Below are 18,224 nucleotides of genomic sequence, written 5' to 3'. Positions count from 1 at the left end.
CGGATCCCTTTACCCGGGCCAGAGGTCGTGTCGGCCGCCGATTTCCGAGGGCTGGGTGGAGCGGGCATAGCGGGCCGTGAGGGTGCGCAGGTGGTCGACCAGCTCCGGCGGTTCGGTGACCTGGAAGTCCAGGTCGAGCATGCCCAGGTGGACCGCCAGGGTGTTCAGGGTGTCCGCCCCGGTGTGCAGGACACACGTGCGCTCGTCCACCGCCTCGAGCACGCCGACGGCGGGGTTGACGCGCTCGGCCACGACCTGCGCCGGGGCGTGCACCAGGACGCGGGCCCGGTGCCGCCACGCCGCCGCCGACACCCCGCGCGCGACATGGGCGGCCGCCCCGCCCTCGGGCGGGTCCCGGGGCGGGAAGCGCGGGCCGGTGGGTGTGCGCGGCTCGACACGGTCGGCGCGGAAGGTCCGCCAGTCCTGGCGTTCGACATCCCAGGCGACCAGGTACCAGCGGCGGCCCCACGACACCAGCCGGTGCGGCTCGACGGTGCGCACGGCGGCCGACCCGTCGTGCGCGCGGTAGTCGAAGCGCAGGCGCTCCCGGTCGCGGCAGGCCGCGGCGAGCGCGGTGAGCACGCCGGGGTCGACCGAGGGCCCCGGCCGGTCCGGAGGCACGGCCTCGATGGACGCCTGCAGGGCGCCGACCCGATGACGCAGCCGGGACGGCAGCACCTGCTCCAGCTTGGCGAGCGCGCGCACCGAGGTCTCCTCGATGCCGGCCACGGCGCCACGGGCGGCCGTCCGCAGCCCGACCGCCACGGCCACCGCCTCCTCGTCGTCCAGCAGGAGCGGCGGCATGGCCGCGCCCGCGCCCAGCCGGTAGCCGCCGTCGGTGCCGCGCGTCGCGTTCACCGGGTAGCCCAGCTCGCGCAGCCGGTCGACGTCGCGGCGGACGGTGCGCTCGCTCACCCCGAGCCGCTCGGCCAGGGACGCGCCCGGCCAGTCGCGCCGGGACTGCAGCAAGGACAGCAGGCGCAGCAGCCGCGCCGAGGTCTCCAACATGGTTCCCAGCCTGCCCCACCTTCAGGACAGGACCTGACCGGAAGGCCCTCTAGTGTCCTTGCCATGAACCAGAACGCAGAGATCAGACCCTTCCGCATCGACGTCCCCCAGGCCCGGCTCGACGACCTGCACGACCGGCTCGACCGCACGCTGTGGCCCGACGAGATCCCCGGGACGGGCTGGGACTACGGCGTGCCGGTGGAGTACGTCAGAGGGCTCGCCGAGTACTGGCGCGACGGGTACGACTGGCGCGCGCAGGAGGCCGCGATCAACCGGTACCCGCAGTTCCTCACCGAGATCGACGGGCAGGACATCCACTTCCTGCACGTCCGCTCACCGCACCCGGACGCCCTGCCGCTGATCCTCACCCACGGCTGGCCGGGCTCGATCGTGGAGTACCTGAAGATCATCGACCTTCTCACCCACCCGGAGGACCCGGCGCAGGCGTTCCACGTGGTGATCCCCTCGCTGCCCGGCTTCGGCTTCTCCGGACCGACCAGGGAACGCGGCTGGAACCGGTACCGCACGGCCAAAGCGTGGGCCGAGCTGATGCGGCGGCTCGGTTACGACCGCTACGGCGCGGCCGGCAACGACGGCGGCTCGTTCGTGGCCCCCGAGCTGGGACGCCTCGCCCCCGAGCACGTGGCCGGCGTGCACGTCACGCAGATCTTCTCCTTCCCGTCGGGCGACCCGGCCGAGTTCGAGAAGATCACTCCCGAGGACAAGAAGGCGCTGGAAGTGCTCCAGTGGTTCTACGACAACAAGATGGCCTTCAACGTCCTGCACTCCCAGCAGCCACAGACGCTGTCGTACGCGATCTACGACTCACCGGTGGGCCTGCTGGGCTGGAACTCCCAGCTCCTCGGCGACGCCGCCGACCTGGGCGCCGACTTCGTCCTCACCAACACGATGCTCTACTGGGTCACCGGGACCGCGACCTCGGCCACCCGGTTCTACTACGAGGACGCCCGCGCCGAGCACCCCAAGGAGCCCACCACCGTCCCTCTCGGCCTGGCGATGTTCGACGGTGACTTCGTCTCCATGCGCACCTTCGCCGAGCGCGACCACGCCAACATCGTCCACTGGAAGTCCTACGACCGCGGCGGCCACTACGCCGCCCACATCGTCCCCGACATCCTCGCCGCCGACCTGCGCGCCTTCTTCACCCCCCTCCGCTGACACTGCCGGTGAGGCGGAAGGAGAGGCAGACGACCGGGGTGTCGTCCTGGACGGGGGTGCCGGCGCGGGACCAGTAGCGGCGGTGGCCGGCGCGCCAGTCGTCCAGGGAGGCGTCGCCCTCTCCCTCGGCGGCTGCGTGCTCCCAGGTCACCTCGATGAAGGGCTTCACCTCCACGCCGGTGATCTCCACCGTGGCGACGGGCGCGCCGTCGTCGTCCAGCACGGCCAGACGTTCGCCGGGATACTCCAGCCCTTCGGTCTCAGCGGCGTATTCGGCGAGCAGACCGGTCGTCGCGGTCTTCACACCGCTCACGACGAGGCCGTTCAGCCAGGCTCGCATCTCGCCAGGGGTGCCCAGTTCGAGGGAACGCATCCCGTCGACTCGCGGCCACATCACCTCATCACCTCATCGCCTCGTCATTGGCTCGACCGGCCGGGCCCGCCCCAATGTCCGATATCGCTAACAATTCCCCGGAAAATTAGCAAGGCTGCATCACCACGTCCTCCCGTCGGAACCCACGGCGTCGTGGCTCCGGTCAGCCCTCCCGAGCGCCCCGGCGGCGGTGTCGCCCCCGCCGGCGGGTCGCCACAGCCGAAACTCCCCGCGATATGCATGCCCTTCGAGACCCGTCATGGGCGTGGGCGTGTCGCGGCCGCGTCCAGTGCCGGCGCGAGCGGCATCAGCGCGATGCGCATCAGGTTCGGCAGCGATCCCGACGGCGCCACCAAGCCGCTCGTCGACGCGGGCACGGCCGTCGATCGCAGCCACCGCTGGAGCGCGACCTTGGCGGCCGCGCCGACGCCGGCGGAGAGCACCTGGGCGGTCAGCGGGTCCATGCCTCGGCAGCGTTGGGCGATGGCTTCGGCGAGCGGCCCCTCCATCGTGGTGACGGTGTCGGCGTAGCAGGCGCGCAGAGCGGAACTGGTAGTGATCATCAGCAGCGCGTCCCGCGCGTCGTCGCCGGGGTCGGTGTGCTCCTCGACGACGGCGTCGATGACGGCGTCGGCGAGGCCGACGTCGGCGGGGCGGGCGGCCACGGCCGCCGCCACCCGTGACGCGCGCTCCGCGGTGACCGCGGCGACGATCGCCTGCTCACGGCTGGAGAAGTAGTTGTTGTAGGTCCTGGGCGACACGCCCGCGGCCTCGGCGATGTCGTCGACGCGGACGTTCTCGGGCCCGCGTTCCAGCGCGAGGCGCAGCGCCGCCGCTCGGAGCGCCTGTCTGGTGGCCTCCTTCTTCCGTTCACGCAGGCCCGGCCGATTCGTCGTCACGTCCCTCATCCTAACCCACCTTGCGTGCACGCAAAGATGCGTACACGCAAGAATCTGGTACCGTCGCCTCTTGTCCGCTCCACAGACATCCGAGAAAGGACCGACATCCATGCGCGCAAGGGGCATGACCTACGACACCGGGTTCATCCGCGATGGCGTCAACTCGGTGGAAGGCTTCGACCCGGAGCTGGTCAGGCGAGAGCTGACCATCATCCGCGACGACCTGCACTGCAATGCCGTCCAGATCGTCGGCGGCGACCCGGGGCGCCTGGAGCTCGCCGCCCGCTGTGCCGCCGGCCTCGGCCTCGAGGTCTGGTTCTCGCCGTACCCGCTGGACCTGACGACCGACGAGATCCTCGCGTTGTTCCTCGACTGCGCCGACCGGGCCGAGCGGCTGCGCGCGGCGGGAGCCGAGGTCGTGTTCGTCACCGGCGTCGAGCTGAGCCTCATGAACCGGGGATTCGCCGACGGTGACCGCCTCGAGGAACGACTCGCTCGCCTGCTGGGCGACCCGGACGGCCGGGCGGAACGCCTCGCCGAGATCCGGACCCGTATCGGCGACTTTCTCACCACCGCCGTGGCAGCGGTCCGCGAGCGCTTCCACGGAAAGGTCACCTACGCCGCCATCCCGTTCGAGGGCGTCGACTGGGACCTGTTCGACTTCGTGACCTACGAGCTCATCCGATCCGCGGAGGTCGCCGACCGGTTCCGAGGCGGCGTGCGCGACCTCGTCGCACAACCCAAACCCGTCGCCGTCACCGGTTTCGGCACCGCGACCTGGCGCGGTGCGGGCGACGTCGCGCCACGCAGCATGGAGATCCTGCGGATCGACGAAGCCACCGGCGCGATGCGGCTGGACGGGCGGTACGAGCGCGACGAGGCCGGCCAGGCGGCCTACCTCGGCGAACTGCTCGAGATCTTCGACGGCGAGGGCGTCGACAGCGCCTTCGTCCACCTCTTCGCGCTCCGCAACCTGCCCCACCGCCCCGACGGCGACCCCCGCGACGACCTCGACCTCGCCAGCCTCGGGATCGTCAAGGTCCTCGACGGCCGCAACGGCGACACCTACCCCGACATGCCCTGGGAGCCCAAAGCCGCCTTCGCCGCGATCGCCGAACGCTACTCCGGCTGACCCATGGCGGCCGAGCACCGGCCCTTCTTGTGCCCACCGGGCCGGCGGGCGCCGGGGTCAGGTGCGGCGGATGAGGGACAGGAACATGGCGTCGGTGCCGTGGCGGTGGGGCCAGAACTGGGCGTAGGGGCCCTCGCCCAGGTGGTCGACCTCGCGGAGGTAGGACGGGGCGTCCAGCAGCTCGGCGTCGCCCCGCCTCTTGACCACGTCGCCGACCACGACGCGGGTCTCGGCCAGGTGCGGCGAGCACGTCACGTACGCCACGACCCCGCCGGGGCGGACGGCGTCCAGGGCCGAGCCGAGCAGGCGCCGCTGGATCGCGCCGAGCTCCTGGACGCTGTCGGAGGAGCGCCGCCAGCGGGCCTCGGGGCGCCGGCGCAGCGCGCCGAGGCCCGTGCAGGGGGCGTCGACCAGCACCCGGTCGAAGGCGCCGTCCCGCCAGGCGGGCCGGGTGCCGTCGGCGGTGATGACCCCGGCCCTGCGCGTGGCCCGCCACACCAGCCGGGCGCGGTGGAAGCGCTGGTCGGCGGCGAGCAGGTGGCGGTCGTTCTGCACGGCGAGCGCGTCGAGCAGCCCGGCCTTGCCGCCCGGGCCGGCGCACATGTCCAGCCAGTAGCGGTCGGAGCCCTCGACGGGCACCCGGGTCAGGGCGAGCGCGACGAGTTGGCTGGCCTCGTCCTGGACGGCCGCACGGCCCTGCGCGACGGCCTCCAGGGACGCCGGGTCCCCCTCGGGGAGGTAGGCCGCGTACGGCGAGTAGCGGGCCGCGGCCGCGCCGTCCTCGACCAGCTCACCCACGGTGCTGCGGCCCGGCCAGGCGACGAGCGTCACCGCGGGGCGCTCGTTGTCGGCGGCCAGCAGGTCGGCGGTCTCCTCGAAGCCGCCGCCGACCGCGTCGCGCAGCGCCGAGACGATCCACCGCGGGTGGCTGTAGGCGACGGCGAGGTGGCCCACGGCGTCCTCGCCGGGGTCGGGGGCGACGATGGGCAGCCACTGGTCGAAGTCGCGGGTGGCGACCTTGCGGAGGATGGCGTTGGCGAACTTCGAGGCGCCGGTGCCCACGCGCAGCCGCACCAGGTCGACCGTCGCGCTGACGGCGGCGTGCGGGGGCACCCGCGTCTTGAGGAGCTGGTGGACCCCGAGACGGATGGCGTCCAGCAGCGGCGGGTCGATGTCCTCCGGCGGGCGGTCACTGCACGCGGCGACGATCTCGTCGTAGGTTCCGAGGCCGCGCAGGGTGCCGTAGGCCAGCTCGGTCGCCAGGGCGGCGTCACGGCCGGACAGGCCTCGCTCGCGCAGCAGGGTGGGCATCAGCAGGTTGGCGTAGGCGTCGCGCTCGTCGACGGCCCGCAGCAGGTCGTAGGCGACGTTGCGGGCCTCGTCGCGCACCGGCTTCGGCCTCCTGCCGCCCGCGCCGGGCCGTCCGCCGCCCGTGCGGCCCGCGCCGCTGGGAGAGCCCATCAGGCGAGCCGTTCGTCGGCGCCGGGGCGCACGCCGCGCGCCCACTCACCGGCGGTCATCAGGCGCTTGCCCTGCGGCTGGACCTCGCCGAGCCGCACGGGGTGGGTGGCGGTGCCGACCAGGACGGTGTCCTTGGCGACGGCGATCTGCCCCGGCGCGAGAGCGCCCTCGGCGGGCACGAGGGCCGAGGGGCCGGGGACGGGCGCGACCGGGCCGAGCTTCAGCCGCGCGCCCCGGAACTCGGTCCAGGCGCCGGGGTTCGGGGTGCACGCGCGCACCAGCCGGTCGACGCGCATCGCGGGCGCCGTCCAGTCGACCCGCGCGTCCGCCACCTCCAGCTTTGGCGCGTAGCTGACGCCCTCGGCGGGCTGCGGGCGGGCTTCCAGGGTGCCGTCCTCCACGCCGTCGAGCGTCGCCGCCAACAGGCCCGCGCCCGACTCCGACAGGCGGGCCAGCAGCTCGCCGCTGGTGTCGTCGGGCCGGATCTCCTCGGTCACCACCCCGTACACCGGGCCGGCGTCGAGCGCCTTGACGATCTGGAACGTCGCCGCGCCGGTGATCGGGTCGCCGTGGAGCACGGCGTGCTGCACCGGGGCGGCGCCCCGCCAGGCCGGCAGCAGCGAGAAGTGCAGGTTGATCCAGCCGTGCCGGGGGATGTCCAGCGCCGACTGGGGCAGCAGCGCACCGTAGGCCACGACCGGGCAGCAGTCGGGGTCGATGGCCTTGAGCCGGGCCAGGAACTCGGGGTCGCCCGCCTTGGCCGGGCGCAGCACCTCGATGCCGGCGGACTCGGCCAGTTCGGCGACGGGACTCGGGTGGACCTTGCGGCCCCGCCCGGACTGGGCGTCCGGGCGGGTCACCACGGCCACCACCTCGTGCCTGGGCGAGTCGAGCAGCGCCCGCAGCGGGGCCAGGGCGGTCTCGGGGGTTCCGGCGAAGACGAGGCGCACTTGCTAGAGAGCCTTCCCTTGAGTGGCGTGCGGCGAGAACTTGACGGCCGGGGCGGCCAGCCCGCTCCACTCCGCCTCGCGGATCGCCTTCATCGCCAGTTTGCGCTGCTTGGGATCCATGCGGTCGATGAACAGCACGCCGTCGAGGTGGTCGGTCTCGTGCTGCACGCAGCGGGCCATCAGGTCGGTGCCCTCGATGGTGACCGGCTCGCCGTGCATGTCGAAGCCCTTGGCGACGGCGCGGATGGCGCGCGGCGTCGGGAAGGTGAGGCCGGGGAAGGACAGGCAGCCCTCCTCGCCGTCCTCGTCCTTGTCCTCCGACAGGTCGAGGGTGGGGTTGACCAGGTGGCCGAGGGTGTCGTCCACGTAGTAGGTGAACACCCGCAGGCCGACCCCGATCTGCGGCGCGGCCAGGCCGGCGCCGGGGGCGTCCATCATCGTGTCGGTGAGGTCTTTGACGAGCTTGCGGAGCTCCTTGTCGAAGTCCTTGACCGGCTCCGCGGGGGTGCGCAGCACCGGGTCGCCGAACAGGCGGATCGACTGTATGGCCACGGAAGACTCCGTTCACGTCACGAATTGAAGGTCTCACTAGTTTATGTGGCTCACTGCGAACGCCGCGTCCGCGATCACGGGAGCGCCCCCACCCGCCGGTCGGAGCCCGCGGCGCCGGGATTGATCGGGTTCCGCGGCGTCGTCGAAGGCTACACCGGCGGCGCCGTCCCGGCGGGAGCAGGCGCGGCCCGCGGCGCCTGATCGGTCGTGGCCGTGTCGATCACTGTGGCGCGGGCGGCGCGCGCGGGCTGCCTGGGCGTTTGCACGTATATGGAAGTGCCTATGGACAAATGCCGCACTGAACGCGAATCAGTCCAGCACTCACCAGATTGGTGGGGTTAGCCCGACCTAGGGTCAGTCGCTGGCGGAATACCGGCTCCCCCGGACGGGACGGGACCTTCCGGTCAGCCATTCCCCGTTCCGTGTGTCCTGGAGGATTCAGTGACTCCCTACCCACGCTTATGGCGCGCCGGAAAGCGTCGCGCCGGTCAAGGAATGCCCGCCCGGCCATCGCTCCGGATGGCGCTCGTACTCGGCCTGATGACGAGCGTGGCTTTCGGCGGCGTGGCGTCCGGAGCGCGAGCCGAGCGCGAGCCGTCGCCCACCCCCTCAGCCGTGGCCCCGCGGTCCGCTCTCTCATCGGCGCAGCAGGCCGCCCGCACGCGGAAGACCCGTGTCGAGGTGGCCGATGCCCGCACCGAGTACTCGACCACGTGGGCGAACCCGGACGGCAGTCTGACGACGGAGGCGCACGCCGCCCCGATCAGGATGAGAGGGAACGGGTCGTGGACCGCCATCGACCCGTCCTTGGTCTCCGCCGACGGTGAACTCAAGCCCAGGGCGGCGCAGGTGGATCTACGGCTGTCCCACGGAGGGACCGCGCCGTTCGCATCCATCGACAACGGCGGTCGCTCGTTCGCGGTGGGCTGGAACCACCCGCTCCCGGCGCCGGCGGTCCGGGGGAACACCGCCACCTACACGGGCGTGGTGCCGGACGGGGACCTGGTCGTCACGTCGCTGCCGCAGGGCTTCACGCATTCGCTGGTTCTGCGCCGGCCACCGTCCGGTCCCCTGACGATCACTCTGCCGATCAGGACCAAGGGCCTCACGCTGCTGAAGGACGCCGATCACGGCCTTCGCCTCGTCGACGGCCTCGGCACGACCGTCATCTCCGCACCGGCCCCGCACATGTGGGACTCCTCCAAGGACCCCGCTTCCGGCGAGGCGACCCGTCAGGCGGAGGTCACGACGTCGATCCGCCGCGAGGCGGGCGGAGCCGTGCTGACACTGCGTCCGGACCCCGGCTACCTCAACGACCCCGCGTTGCGGTACCCGGTGACCATCGACCCGACGAGCACGTTGACGGTCGGCACCGACACATGGGTGGCGACCAACTTCCCCGACTCCCAGCGCGGCTCCACCGAGTTGAAGGCGGGCACCTTCGACGGCGGCACCACTGTCGCCCGTTCATATCTGCTGTTCAACGACATCGCCGGCCTTCGCGGCAAGCACATCCTGGACACCGACCTGAGGCTGTGGACCTACTGGTCGTCTACGTGCTCCACCGCGGGCCCGGGCGTGCAGGTCCGCCGGGTCACCGCCGGCTGGGACCCGGACACGATCAGGTACGGCTCCGAGCCGGCCACCACCACCAGCGGCGCGAAAACGGTCACGAGCGCCTACGGCCACGACAGCGGATGCCCTGCCGCGTTCACGCACTGGGACATCGACGCCATCGTGCAGGCATGGGCGGACGGGTCGGCCAACCACGGTGTCCAGGTCCGCGGCACCGACCAGTCCGACTCCACCACCTGGCGCCGCTACCACTCCTCCAACCACACCTCCGGCAGCCAGGGGCCGACCGATCCGGCGCTGACGGTCACCTACGACAGCCGGCCCACCGCCCCGCAGGTCTCCATCACCCCCGGCGCGGACTCCTCCACGGAGGCGCTGACGACGTCGAGCCTGACCCCCACGGTCAGCGCCAGGGCCACCGACTCCGACGGCGGCAGCCTGACCTACACCTTCACCCTCACATGCACCCCTCTCGGGGCCAGTTGCGCACAGCCGGTGCGCACGCGGACCATCTCCGGTGTCCCCTCGGGGACATCAGCGCAGTGGACCGTCCCGCCCGGATACCTGACCAACGCGACGCGCTACGAGCTCTCCGTAGAGGCCGGTGACGGGACCGACACGACCGCCGCCGACCCCGTCCGGCTGACCACCGACGCCGCCGATCCGCCGACGGCGCAGAGCACCTCGCTGGACGAACCCGCCAATCCCATCCTGTCCGGCGTGGTGAGCCGCCCCTCCGGAGACGCGGTGACGGCGCAGTTCTTCCTCACCGACGACTCCGGGAACGCCGTCGGCCCCACCCCCCTGGGCAGCGGCGACGCCACGGACGGCGGGCGCGTCTCCCTGCGGCTCCCCGACGGCATGGTCGGTCAGGGGCAGAGGTACAGCTGGCAGATGCGCGCCTGCGCCGGCGACGCGTGCACGGACAAGACCGCCCCCATCTCCTTCACCGTTCCGGCGCCACCACCCACCCCCCAGGGACAGACCCTCGTCCTGGGCGCCGACAAGCTGACCCTCTCGACGGCGAAGGCGGCGGCGGACGCCTGCCAGGGCTCCGCCTGCCCGCTGCAGCCCTCGTCGACCGTCAAGATCGGCGGTACGGGCGCCGACCGCGACCTCACGGTCGTCTCGGCGGACCTGAGCGCGATCCCGGCGGGGGCGAGCATCGTCTCGGCCACCCTCAAGCTCGGCTCCCCCGCCTGTGGCGGCGCCTGCTCGGGAGAGGTCTCCGCCTACTCCCTCGACACCGCCCTGCCGGCGTCACCGGTCTCCTCCGACGTCACCGCCGCGATCGGTGCGGACGGCAACGCCGACGCCCCGGTGGGATCGGCCGACCTGGACCTCGCGGCGCTGCTCAGCGACTGGCTGACCCAGCCGGCCGACGACCACGGTCTGGCGCTCCTCGGATCCGAGGACGGTGTCCCGGCGGCGTTCCCCGCTCCTCAGCTGGTGATCTCCTACCTGCCGCCCGCTCCGCCGACCGTCCCGCAGGGCGTCCGCGCCCGCGCGGGCGACTCGGGCATCCTCCTCACGTAGGACGAGCCCGCCGACACCGGCGGCAGCGGGACGGTGCGGTACGACATCGAGGTACTGAAGAGCGACGATCAGTCGCTCAAGAGCGTCGGCACCGACGACCAGGCCGTCGTCGTGACCGGGCTGACCAACGGGTCGGTCTACAGCCTCCGGGCCGGGCTCTGACGGCCTACGGCACCAGCGGCTGGGCAACGGCCCCCGTGACCCCCCAGGCCGTCGCCGGTGGGACCCAGAGCTATCTCGACGCGGTGAAGCAGTACCTCACCTCACAGAACAAGATGCGCGAGGGGGTCTTCATCTCGGCGTCGGCGGCCGCCGGCCAGAGCACCCAGGGGACGCGGTTCGCCGCCGCGCTGGACACCCAGGCGGGCCCTCTACGGCAGTGGGCCGAGGACGCGGCAGGCCACCAGGTCGCCCAGACGAGCTCCGCCGTGACCCTGTCGGACGTCCTGGTCTCCCAGACGGCCGCCGACTCCGTCACCGTCCGGGCCACGGTCAAGACCACCACGACCACGGCCGACGGTGTGGGGACGACGTCCGCGGAGGACAAGACCAACGACGACATCGCCGTACGGGACTTCGTGTTCGACAAGCAGTCGACATCGGTCGCGTCGATCACGCGGAACCTCGACGGGACGGCGGTGGACGCCTCTGGCTCCTCGGGTGACGGCGACCTCAACGGCGTGATCACCGGAGAGTCGACGGCGGCCCCGGCCGACGCTCCCGCGCCGCTTCCCCTGGACCCGAAGGGGTGGCCGGACCTGTCCGTGGGGTCGGGCCAGGTCTCCACGCGGAGCGTCAGGCAATCGGGAATCGCCAAATGGGCGGTGGACAACGTCTACACGTGGCCCTACGCCATCAAGCACAACAATTGCACCAACTTCACTTCCTACGCCGTGAACAAGGGAGGTAAGGCACCGGAGAAAGGCTGGTACTCGCGTTCGAACGACAACAACTGGTTCGAGCATCTGCTTATAGGCGGGGGCGCGCGCAGCTACAGCTGGATGAACGTCGTCCATTTCTACGACCATTTCCAGACCAAGCGGCATCGCCTCGTCTGGCGGTACAGCTGGTGGGACGTGCAGCCCGGAGACGTGATCTTCTTCGACCAGAAAAGCGTGTCCGGATGGCTCGACCATCTGGCGGTGGTCAGCTGGGTCTCGCAACGCGCCGGCGTCTTCTACGCGCAGCATGGCCCTCGGGACCGTTACCGCAGCCTCAGCGACGCGTGGCCAAGGCTGGCTCATGTCTATGTGGCCAAGGTCGTGAAGTAGGCGCGGCCACCCGGGCCGCCGTGGCCACGCCGTCCCCCGGCACGGCCCGGCGGCCCGGACGCCCCGTGCGCAGCCGGGGCACGTGACACAGGGCCCCAGGTGGCTGCCCCGCGACGGCGAGGCGGCCCCGGGGCGGGTCAGCGGGAGCGGGCCTTCATGGCGGCCTTGCGGGCCGCTTTGGCGACGGTGGCGTCGGGATGGTGGGCGCCGAGCAGTTCGAGCACGGCGATGGAGTCGGGGTGGCCGCTGTGGCCGATCTCGTCGACCAGGCGCAGCAGTTCCTCCCCCGCCTCCAGAGCCTCGAACTCGCCCATGGCCTCTTGGGCGTCGGGGATGTGCAGCAGCGTGGCGAGGGTGTCGACGGCGAGCCAGGTGCCGTCGTCCTCGTTGAGCACCGGCGCGGCGAGGTCGCGCACCCCGAGCCAGACGGCGGCGTGGCGCCACATCGCCGGCTCGGCCAGCGCCTCGCGGACCGCGGGCTCGGCCTCCGGACCGATCTCCTCAAGGACCGTGCCGATCACCCCGCGCTGCCCCGGCGTGCCGGACGCCGCCACCTTGATCAGCTCGCGCGCGGCGTCCTCGGGGACGCGGCGCTCGACCCACAGGGTGGGGGCGCTGGAAGGCGCCTCGCCCGACAGCATCGCCTCGACCAGCTCGGCCGCGCTGAGCTCGGCGTAGGAGGCGACCTCGGCCAGCAGCGGCGCGTCGTGCCCCTCGCGCAGCAGGTCCTGCCGGACGGCCCACACCCCGAGGGGGGTGAGCCGGACGCGGTCGGCCGCGCGCTCGAACAGCCCGCAGTAGGCCAGCAGGTCCAGGGCGGCGTCCAGCTCGGCCGGCAACCGCTCACGCAGCCGCCGCATCTCGGCCGCGCGGGCCTCGCAGCCGATCTCGTGGGCCTGCAGCATTCCCTCGACCAGGGCGGTGTAGGTGATGCCGTCGCTGGTGGCGTAGATGGTGGCCAGCATCTCGGTGAGGTGCTCGTCGGCCACGGCCGAGCCGGTCAGCCCCTCGTCGGTGCGGTCGAGGACGTCCATGACGACCCCGTCCCAGAACTCCATCAGGTCGGCGGGCAGCCCCGGCCCGGGGGACGCGCCGGCCTGGGTGATGCGCAGCAGGCCGGTGTTGACCGCGACGACCCACACCAGGCGCAGCCGCTCGTCGTCCGCCCCGAGCCACGCGGCGGCCTCCCGCGCGTCGGCGGGCGTCAGGAACCCCTCGGCGGTGACCGGTCTCGCGCCCGTCCAGCCGGCCAGCCGCAGGGCGTCCCGCACCAGCGGCACCGTCAGCACCGCCTCGGCGAGCTCGTCCGCGGGCGCGAGCTCGACCGGTGGGAAGCTCAGCACCTCGCTCTCGCACTCACCGCAATCGCATTCGTCGTTCTCCCCCGCCATCTCGGCGAGCAGCGCCTCCCGCTCCTCGCCTGACACGCTCCCCAGCTCGTCGATGAGGCTGCGCAGCTCTCCAAGATCGAAGATCCCGCCGTTACCGCTGTTGGCCATTCAGGCAACTTACTCCACACCAGCCACACGCGATGACCGACTGCGGACCTTGGCCTGGCCCGCTCAGTGAATGCCGCGCGAACGCGCCTTGAACGCCGCCTTGCGGGCGGCCTTGGCGATCTCGCGGTCGGGCAGGTGGCGGCCGAGCAGGTCCAGGACCTCGGCGACGTCGGGGTGGTCCACCTGCCACATCTCCTCGATGACGTGGGCGGGCGGCGCCGCCGTGGCCAGGGTGCCCGCGAACCGCTCATGATCGTCCTCGGTGGCCGGCATGGCCACGGCGAGCATGTCGACGCTCACCCACAGCGCCTCCTCGGGCGTGAGCGCGGGCGCCTCGAGGCCGCGCGCGGACAGCCAGTGGACGGCGTGCGGGCGGAGCTCGGCGTCGGAGAGGAACGGCCGCACGGCGTCGGCCGCCTCCGGGCCGAGCCGGTCGATGATCGTGACGGCGACGCCGCGCCGCGCCGCGTCCTGCGCCTGGACGGCGCCGAGCAGCTCGGCCGCCGCCTCCGGAGGGGACCGGCGGGCCAGCCACGAGCCGATGTCGCGCTCGGCCTGCTCGGCGGGCACCCCGCCCAGCAGGCCGTCGACCAGGCCGGCCGCGTCGCCCTCGGCGGGGTCGGGCGCGACGGGCGCCGGCATGCCCATGCGGACGAAGGTCTCGCGCATCCCCCACAGGCCGTGCGGGGTGAGCCGGACGGCGTCCCGCACGCGCTCGATGGTGCCGCAGTAGGCCAGGACCTCCAGCGCGGCGCCCAGCCCGTCCTCGTCGTCCTGGTCGTCCTCGCCGGGCCGGGCGCCCGTCCACGCCTCCTCCAGGTGCTCGCGCAGTTCCGCGAGGGCCATGGGCTCCTGCAGGCGGTACAGCATGTCGTGGACGGCGTACAGCTCCTGGTCCAGCTCGGGCGAACCGGTGATGTCGGCCGTTCCGTCGGTGACGAACGCCACCGTGCCGGCCCACAGGTCCAGCACCTCGCGGTCGTCGCGCTCGGGGAGCGGCAGGAAGCCGGGGGCGACCGTCAGGGCCGCGCCGGAGACCTCCACCAGCCCGAGGGACACCGCCAGCCGCCACGCGGTCTCGGGAGCGGCGACGCCGAGCTCTCTGGTGACGCGCGCGGCGTCCCGGACGCGCAGGGCGCCCCGGACGGTCGGCGTGCGGCCGGCGTCGCGCATCCAGGCCACCACGTGGTGGGCGTCCCGCAGCAGACCGGCCTCGCGGACCGCCCCGGCGACCTGCTGCGGCGGCGCCAGCCGCACGGCCGGCAGCGGGGAGCACCCGGGGCACTCGCACCCGTCGTCGGCGGTGACGCCGCGCAGCCGGTGGAGCGGCAGGCCGAGCAGGTCGTCGCCGGAGCCGGCGGGACCGGGAGCGTCCAGGGCGGTCGGATCGGGCTCGTCGGCGCCCATCGCCCCGAAGATGCTCTTGGCCATGCCGAACTTGGAGGTGTCGGCGAGCGCGGCGGGCATCTCCGGCGCGATCTCGTCGATCTTGGCGCGCATGCGGGCCGCCATCTTGGTGCCGATCTCCCCGCTCTCCAGCAGGAAGTCGACCAGCGTGCGCGCCGCCGCCACCGTCTCGGCGGCGCTCTCGGGCGGTGCGATGACCTTGCGGGGGTAGATGTCCAGCAGCAGTTGCTCGAACGTGCCGGGCGTGAAGTCGGCGAGCTCGCTCACGTCCAGATAGTCGCTGGCGTAGTCGCACAGGAGGCGGACCTCGTCGGCGTCCACCACGACGTCCTTCGAGCGCCCCCACGCCCGGATCTCCTCGATGGCCCCGTTCACCCATTCGATCGACACAGGGAGAAACTAACGGCTTACTTTCAGCCCCGCGAATCGGCGGCCTACGGTCAGATGAGATCGATCGGATCCATACACACCCGGACCAGGTCGGGAGCCTTACGGGCGGACCTCACGCCCGCCGCCCCCTTGAGCGCCCGGGCCAGCGCCGGGCCCGCCGCGCGCGGCACCCGTACCATCAGCCGCTCCTGCGGCTCCTCGGGCCCCGATCGGGCCCCCTCGACCGGGACGGGGCCGAGCACCTGCGCCTCGCCGGGCAGCCGCAGATCGCCCGCCATCTCCCTGAGCCCGGCCGCCGTGCCGGTCAGCGTGGCCATGCGCACCGCCGGCGGGAACCCGAGGACCGCCCGTTCGGCCAGCTCGCGCTCGGCGTGCGTCACCGGATCCCACCGGATCAGCGCCTGCGCGGCCGGGACGGAGGAGTCGGCGAGCACCACCAGCTCGGCGGCCGGGCGCAGCAGCGCCGCGGCGTTCATCCAGCGCCGCAGCGCCTCCTCAGCCGCGCGCAGGTCGGGACGGCCGAGCAGCGCCCAGCCGTCCAGCAGGACGCCCGCCGCGTACCCGCCCTCGGCGACCGGCTCGGCGCCGGGCGTGGCGACGACCAGCGCCGGGGCCGGGCCGACGTCCGACAGCACGCCGTCGCGCCCGGATGTCTTCACCGGGACCGACGGGAAGGCGCGGCCGAGCTCCTCGGCCGTGCGCCGGGCGCCGACCACGACGGCGCGCATGCGGTTGCTCCCGCACGCCTGGCAGCGCCACATGCCGGCGATGCGCCCGCACCACCGGCAGTACGGCGCCGCGTGCCCTCCCCGCAACGCCAGCGGCCCCCCGCACATCGCCGCCGCCACATCGCGTCCACGCGGCTCCCCCGACCGGTCCGTCCCGGTATCGGCCGCCATCCCGGCATGAGCGGGCGTCCCGGCGTTCCCCGGCACGCCCGCGTTCCCCGGCACGCCCGCGTTCCCCGGCACGTCCGCGTTCATCGGTCTCCCGGTGTTCACCGGTCTCCCTGGGGTGCGGGGGAATGCCGGGTCGGACGTGCCCGGCATGCCGGGAATCGCGGAAACGCCGGAGTCCTCCGGTCTGCGGGGGCTTCCCGGCCTTTCCGGCCGATCCGGGGTGAGCGGAGGGGTCACGGTCGCCACGGGCTGGTGGCAGCGGGCCTGGGCGCGGCAGGACTGGCACGCGAGCGCGGGCAGGTAGCCGCGGCGGGGCACCTGGACCAGCACGGGCCCGCTCGCCAAGCCCTGCTTGAGCGCCGCCCACGCCGAACTCGGCAGGCGCGCCGCCCGGGCGGCCTCGTCTCTGGCCACCTCGGCGTCGTCGCCGGCCGGACGCACCCGGGGGGCGTGCCGGCGCAGCGTCTCGCGCGGCGCGGCGATCGGGCGGGCCCATCCGTCGGCGATCAACCGGGTCGCCTCCGCCGTCCGGGCGTAACCGGCGATCAGCATCGCGGCGCCCGTCTGGTGGGCGCGCAGCGCCAGGACCTCGCGCGCGTGCGGGTAGGGGGCCAGCCGCTCGGCGTGCAGATCGTCCCCGTCGTCCCAGATCGCCACCAGGCCGAGATCGTGGACCGGGGCGAACGCCGCCGCCCGCGTCCCCACGGCCACCCGCACCCCGCCGCGCAGCACGCGCAGCCACCGGCGGTACCGCTCGGCGGGACCGAGGCCGGCGGTCAGCGCCACGTGGGCGCCCTGTCCGAGGACGCGGGTCAGCGCGGCGTCGAGCAGGGCCACGTCTTTGCCGTCGGGCACCACGACCAGGGAGCCCCGTCCCGCCCGGGAGGCGGCCAGCACGGCCAGGGCGACGCCCTCGGCCCACCGGGGCCCGTGCGCGGCTCCCGGAAGAACGCTCCACACCGCCCGTGGCGCCCGGCCCTCCGCCACCGCCGCGAGGAAGGAGGCCCCCAGCGGGTACTCCGCCCACTCCCCCGGCTCCACCGCGATCGACCGCGCTCCCTGGGCCTTCTGCGCCCCCTGCGCTTCCTGCGCCGGCCCTTCCACCATGGGCCCTGCCACGGCGTCCTGCCCCGCCCGCGCCTGCCGGATCGGCCCAGGAGCGTCCGCGGACCCGCCGGTGTTCCCCGCCGGCGCGCCCGGACCCTCACTCGGGGACGTCGGGGAGACGGGCCGCGCCGCCTCTCGCTTGGCCTCCTCGGCCTCTACTTTGGCGTGTCGCGGGGGGACGGCCAGCCGCAGGACGTCGGACATGGTGCCGGCGTACCGGTCCGCCACAGACCGGCACAGGGCCGCGATCTGCGGGGTGAGCACCGCCTCGGAGGAGACCACCCGTTCGAGGGCCGCGAGCTTGCCCTCGTGCTCGCTGGCCTCCGCCCGTTCGAGCAGGAACCCGTCGACGAGCTTGCCCGCGAAGCGCACCCTGACCCGGCAGCCCGGCACCGCCGCCTCGGCCATCGTCTCGGGCACCACGTAGTCGAAGGGCCGGTCGAGGTGGGGCAGCGGCACGTCCACGGCCACCCGCGCGATCGGAAGCTCGCCCGCGGGCGCCACCGTCCCCTTGGCCACGCCCTTACCCGGCGTCGTCTCGCCCCAGAGTCCGTCGGGCTCGGCGTCCCGCGCCGCGCCCGGCCGTGCCGGGTCACCGGCGGCGCCGGGCGGCGGCGCTCCGATGGCTTCCCCGGCGGGGCTGGTCGCGGTCACGATTAGGTCCTACCAGAAGGCGCCCACCAGGCCGAACCGGCCCGCGCGAGCGTGCACGCCCGCCGGCGGTCATGCGAAAGCCGCGGCCCGGCGATGCGGGCCGCGGCGGGCGCGGGTCAGAGGCCGGCGGCCTGGCGGAGCTGGTCGGCCCGGTCGGTGCGCTCCCAGGAGAAGTTGGGCTCCTCGCGGCCGAAGTGACCGTAGGCCGCGGTCTGGGAGTAGATCGGCCGCAGCAGATCCAGATCACGGATGATCGCCGCCGGACGCAGGTCGAAGACCTGGAGAATGGCGTCCTGGATCTTGGCGACCTCGATCTTCTCGGTGCCGAAGGT

Annotated in this window: 15 protein-coding genes; 5 read left to right on the top strand and 10 right to left on the bottom strand. The window is 73.3% G+C overall.

Translation table 11 applies throughout. From position 1 onward, the window contains the following. Window positions 1-9: 9 nt before the first annotated feature. Window positions 10-1,008, bottom strand: a complete 999-nt coding sequence (locus ABZU32_RS32685) for a YafY family protein (RefSeq protein WP_354928299.1) — start codon at window positions 1,006-1,008, stop codon at window positions 10-12. A 63-nt stretch (window positions 1,009-1,071) separates the two neighbouring features. On the opposite strand from ABZU32_RS32685, the gene ABZU32_RS32680 reads away from it, so the two are divergent. Further along, window positions 1,072-2,187 carry an epoxide hydrolase family protein gene (locus tag ABZU32_RS32680; protein WP_354928296.1) on the top strand — a complete coding sequence of 372 codons (1,116 nt, stop codon included), beginning with the start codon at window positions 1,072-1,074 and terminating at the stop codon, window positions 2,185-2,187. Here ABZU32_RS32680 and ABZU32_RS32675 read toward each other — a convergent pair. Together ABZU32_RS32675 and ABZU32_RS32670 are read right to left on the bottom strand one after the other, a co-directional pair. Next, complete coding sequence (locus ABZU32_RS32675; protein WP_354928429.1) at window positions 2,171-2,581, bottom strand: ASCH domain-containing protein; 411 nt, start codon at window positions 2,579-2,581, stop codon at window positions 2,171-2,173. The genes ABZU32_RS32680 and ABZU32_RS32675 overlap by 17 nt on opposite strands. Window positions 2,582-2,817: 236 nt before the next feature. Continuing rightward, window positions 2,818-3,459, bottom strand: a complete 642-nt coding sequence (locus tag ABZU32_RS32670; protein ID WP_354928293.1) for a helix-turn-helix domain-containing protein — start codon at window positions 3,457-3,459, stop codon at window positions 2,818-2,820. A gap of 109 nt (window positions 3,460-3,568) precedes the next feature. Between ABZU32_RS32670 and ABZU32_RS32665 the strand changes: the two genes are divergently transcribed. Beyond that, a complete protein-coding gene (locus ABZU32_RS32665; RefSeq protein ID WP_354928290.1) occupies window positions 3,569-4,591 on the top strand; it encodes a hypothetical protein in 1,023 nt (340 codons plus the stop codon). Window positions 4,592-4,648: 57 nt separating this feature from the next. Here ABZU32_RS32665 and ABZU32_RS32660 read toward each other — a convergent pair whose 3' ends face one another. From ABZU32_RS32660 to def, 3 genes are read right to left on the bottom strand one after another with little or no spacing between them, the layout of a single operon-like run. Next, window positions 4,649-6,052 (bottom strand): transcription antitermination factor NusB, encoded by a 1,404-nt coding sequence (locus ABZU32_RS32660; RefSeq protein ID WP_354928287.1) that lies wholly within the window; start codon window positions 6,050-6,052, stop codon window positions 4,649-4,651. Further along, window positions 6,052-7,002, bottom strand: a complete 951-nt coding sequence (gene fmt, locus ABZU32_RS32655; protein WP_354928284.1) for a methionyl-tRNA formyltransferase — start codon at window positions 7,000-7,002, stop codon at window positions 6,052-6,054. Before fmt ends, ABZU32_RS32660 begins: the two co-directional genes overlap by 1 nt. 3 nt (window positions 7,003-7,005) lie before the next feature. Beyond that, on the bottom strand, window positions 7,006-7,554 hold the full coding sequence (def, locus tag ABZU32_RS32650; protein ID WP_354850044.1) for a peptide deformylase: 549 nt from the start codon (window positions 7,552-7,554) through the stop codon (window positions 7,006-7,008). A 540-nt stretch (window positions 7,555-8,094) separates the two neighbouring features. Here def and ABZU32_RS32645 point away from each other — a divergent pair. The 3 genes from ABZU32_RS32645 to ABZU32_RS32635 are packed head-to-tail and all read left to right on the top strand — an operon-like array spanning window position 8,095 to window position 11,936. Next, window positions 8,095-10,665, top strand: coding sequence for a DNRLRE domain-containing protein (locus tag ABZU32_RS32645; RefSeq protein ID WP_354928281.1), 2,571 nt, complete (start codon window positions 8,095-8,097; stop codon window positions 10,663-10,665). A gap of 33 nt (window positions 10,666-10,698) precedes the next feature. Beyond that, complete coding sequence (locus tag ABZU32_RS32640) at window positions 10,699-10,827, top strand: hypothetical protein (RefSeq protein WP_354928278.1); 129 nt, start codon at window positions 10,699-10,701, stop codon at window positions 10,825-10,827. A 35-nt stretch (window positions 10,828-10,862) separates the two neighbouring features. Then, entirely contained in the window at window positions 10,863-11,936 is a 1,074-nt protein-coding gene (locus tag ABZU32_RS32635) for an amidase domain-containing protein (protein WP_354928275.1), read from the top strand. A 137-nt stretch (window positions 11,937-12,073) separates the two neighbouring features. Here the strand turns inward: ABZU32_RS32635 and ABZU32_RS32630 are convergent, their stop codons facing one another. The 4 genes from ABZU32_RS32630 to ABZU32_RS32615 form a co-directional block, all read right to left on the bottom strand. Continuing rightward, on the bottom strand, window positions 12,074-13,435 hold the full coding sequence (locus ABZU32_RS32630; protein WP_354928272.1) for a hypothetical protein: 1,362 nt from the start codon (window positions 13,433-13,435) through the stop codon (window positions 12,074-12,076). A gap of 63 nt (window positions 13,436-13,498) precedes the next feature. Then, entirely contained in the window at window positions 13,499-15,232 is a 1,734-nt protein-coding gene (locus tag ABZU32_RS32625) for a hypothetical protein (RefSeq protein WP_354850036.1), read from the bottom strand. Between the two features lie 50 nt (window positions 15,233-15,282). After that, window positions 15,283-17,757, bottom strand: coding sequence for a primosomal protein N' (locus ABZU32_RS32620; RefSeq protein WP_354928426.1), 2,475 nt, complete (start codon window positions 17,755-17,757; stop codon window positions 15,283-15,285). Between the two features lie 251 nt (window positions 17,758-18,008). After that, window positions 18,009-18,224: methionine adenosyltransferase domain-containing protein (locus ABZU32_RS32615; RefSeq protein WP_354928269.1), on the bottom strand; the 216-nt coding region annotated here is incomplete at its 5' end.

Origin of the sequence: Sphaerisporangium sp. NPDC005288, assembly GCF_040607475.1 — a bacterium.
In the GTDB taxonomy this organism is placed as follows: domain Bacteria; phylum Actinomycetota; class Actinomycetes; order Streptosporangiales; family Streptosporangiaceae; genus Sphaerisporangium; species Sphaerisporangium rhizosphaerae.
The sequence above is the reverse complement of the archived record's forward strand: the minus strand, read 5'-3'. Positions and strand labels throughout refer to the sequence as shown.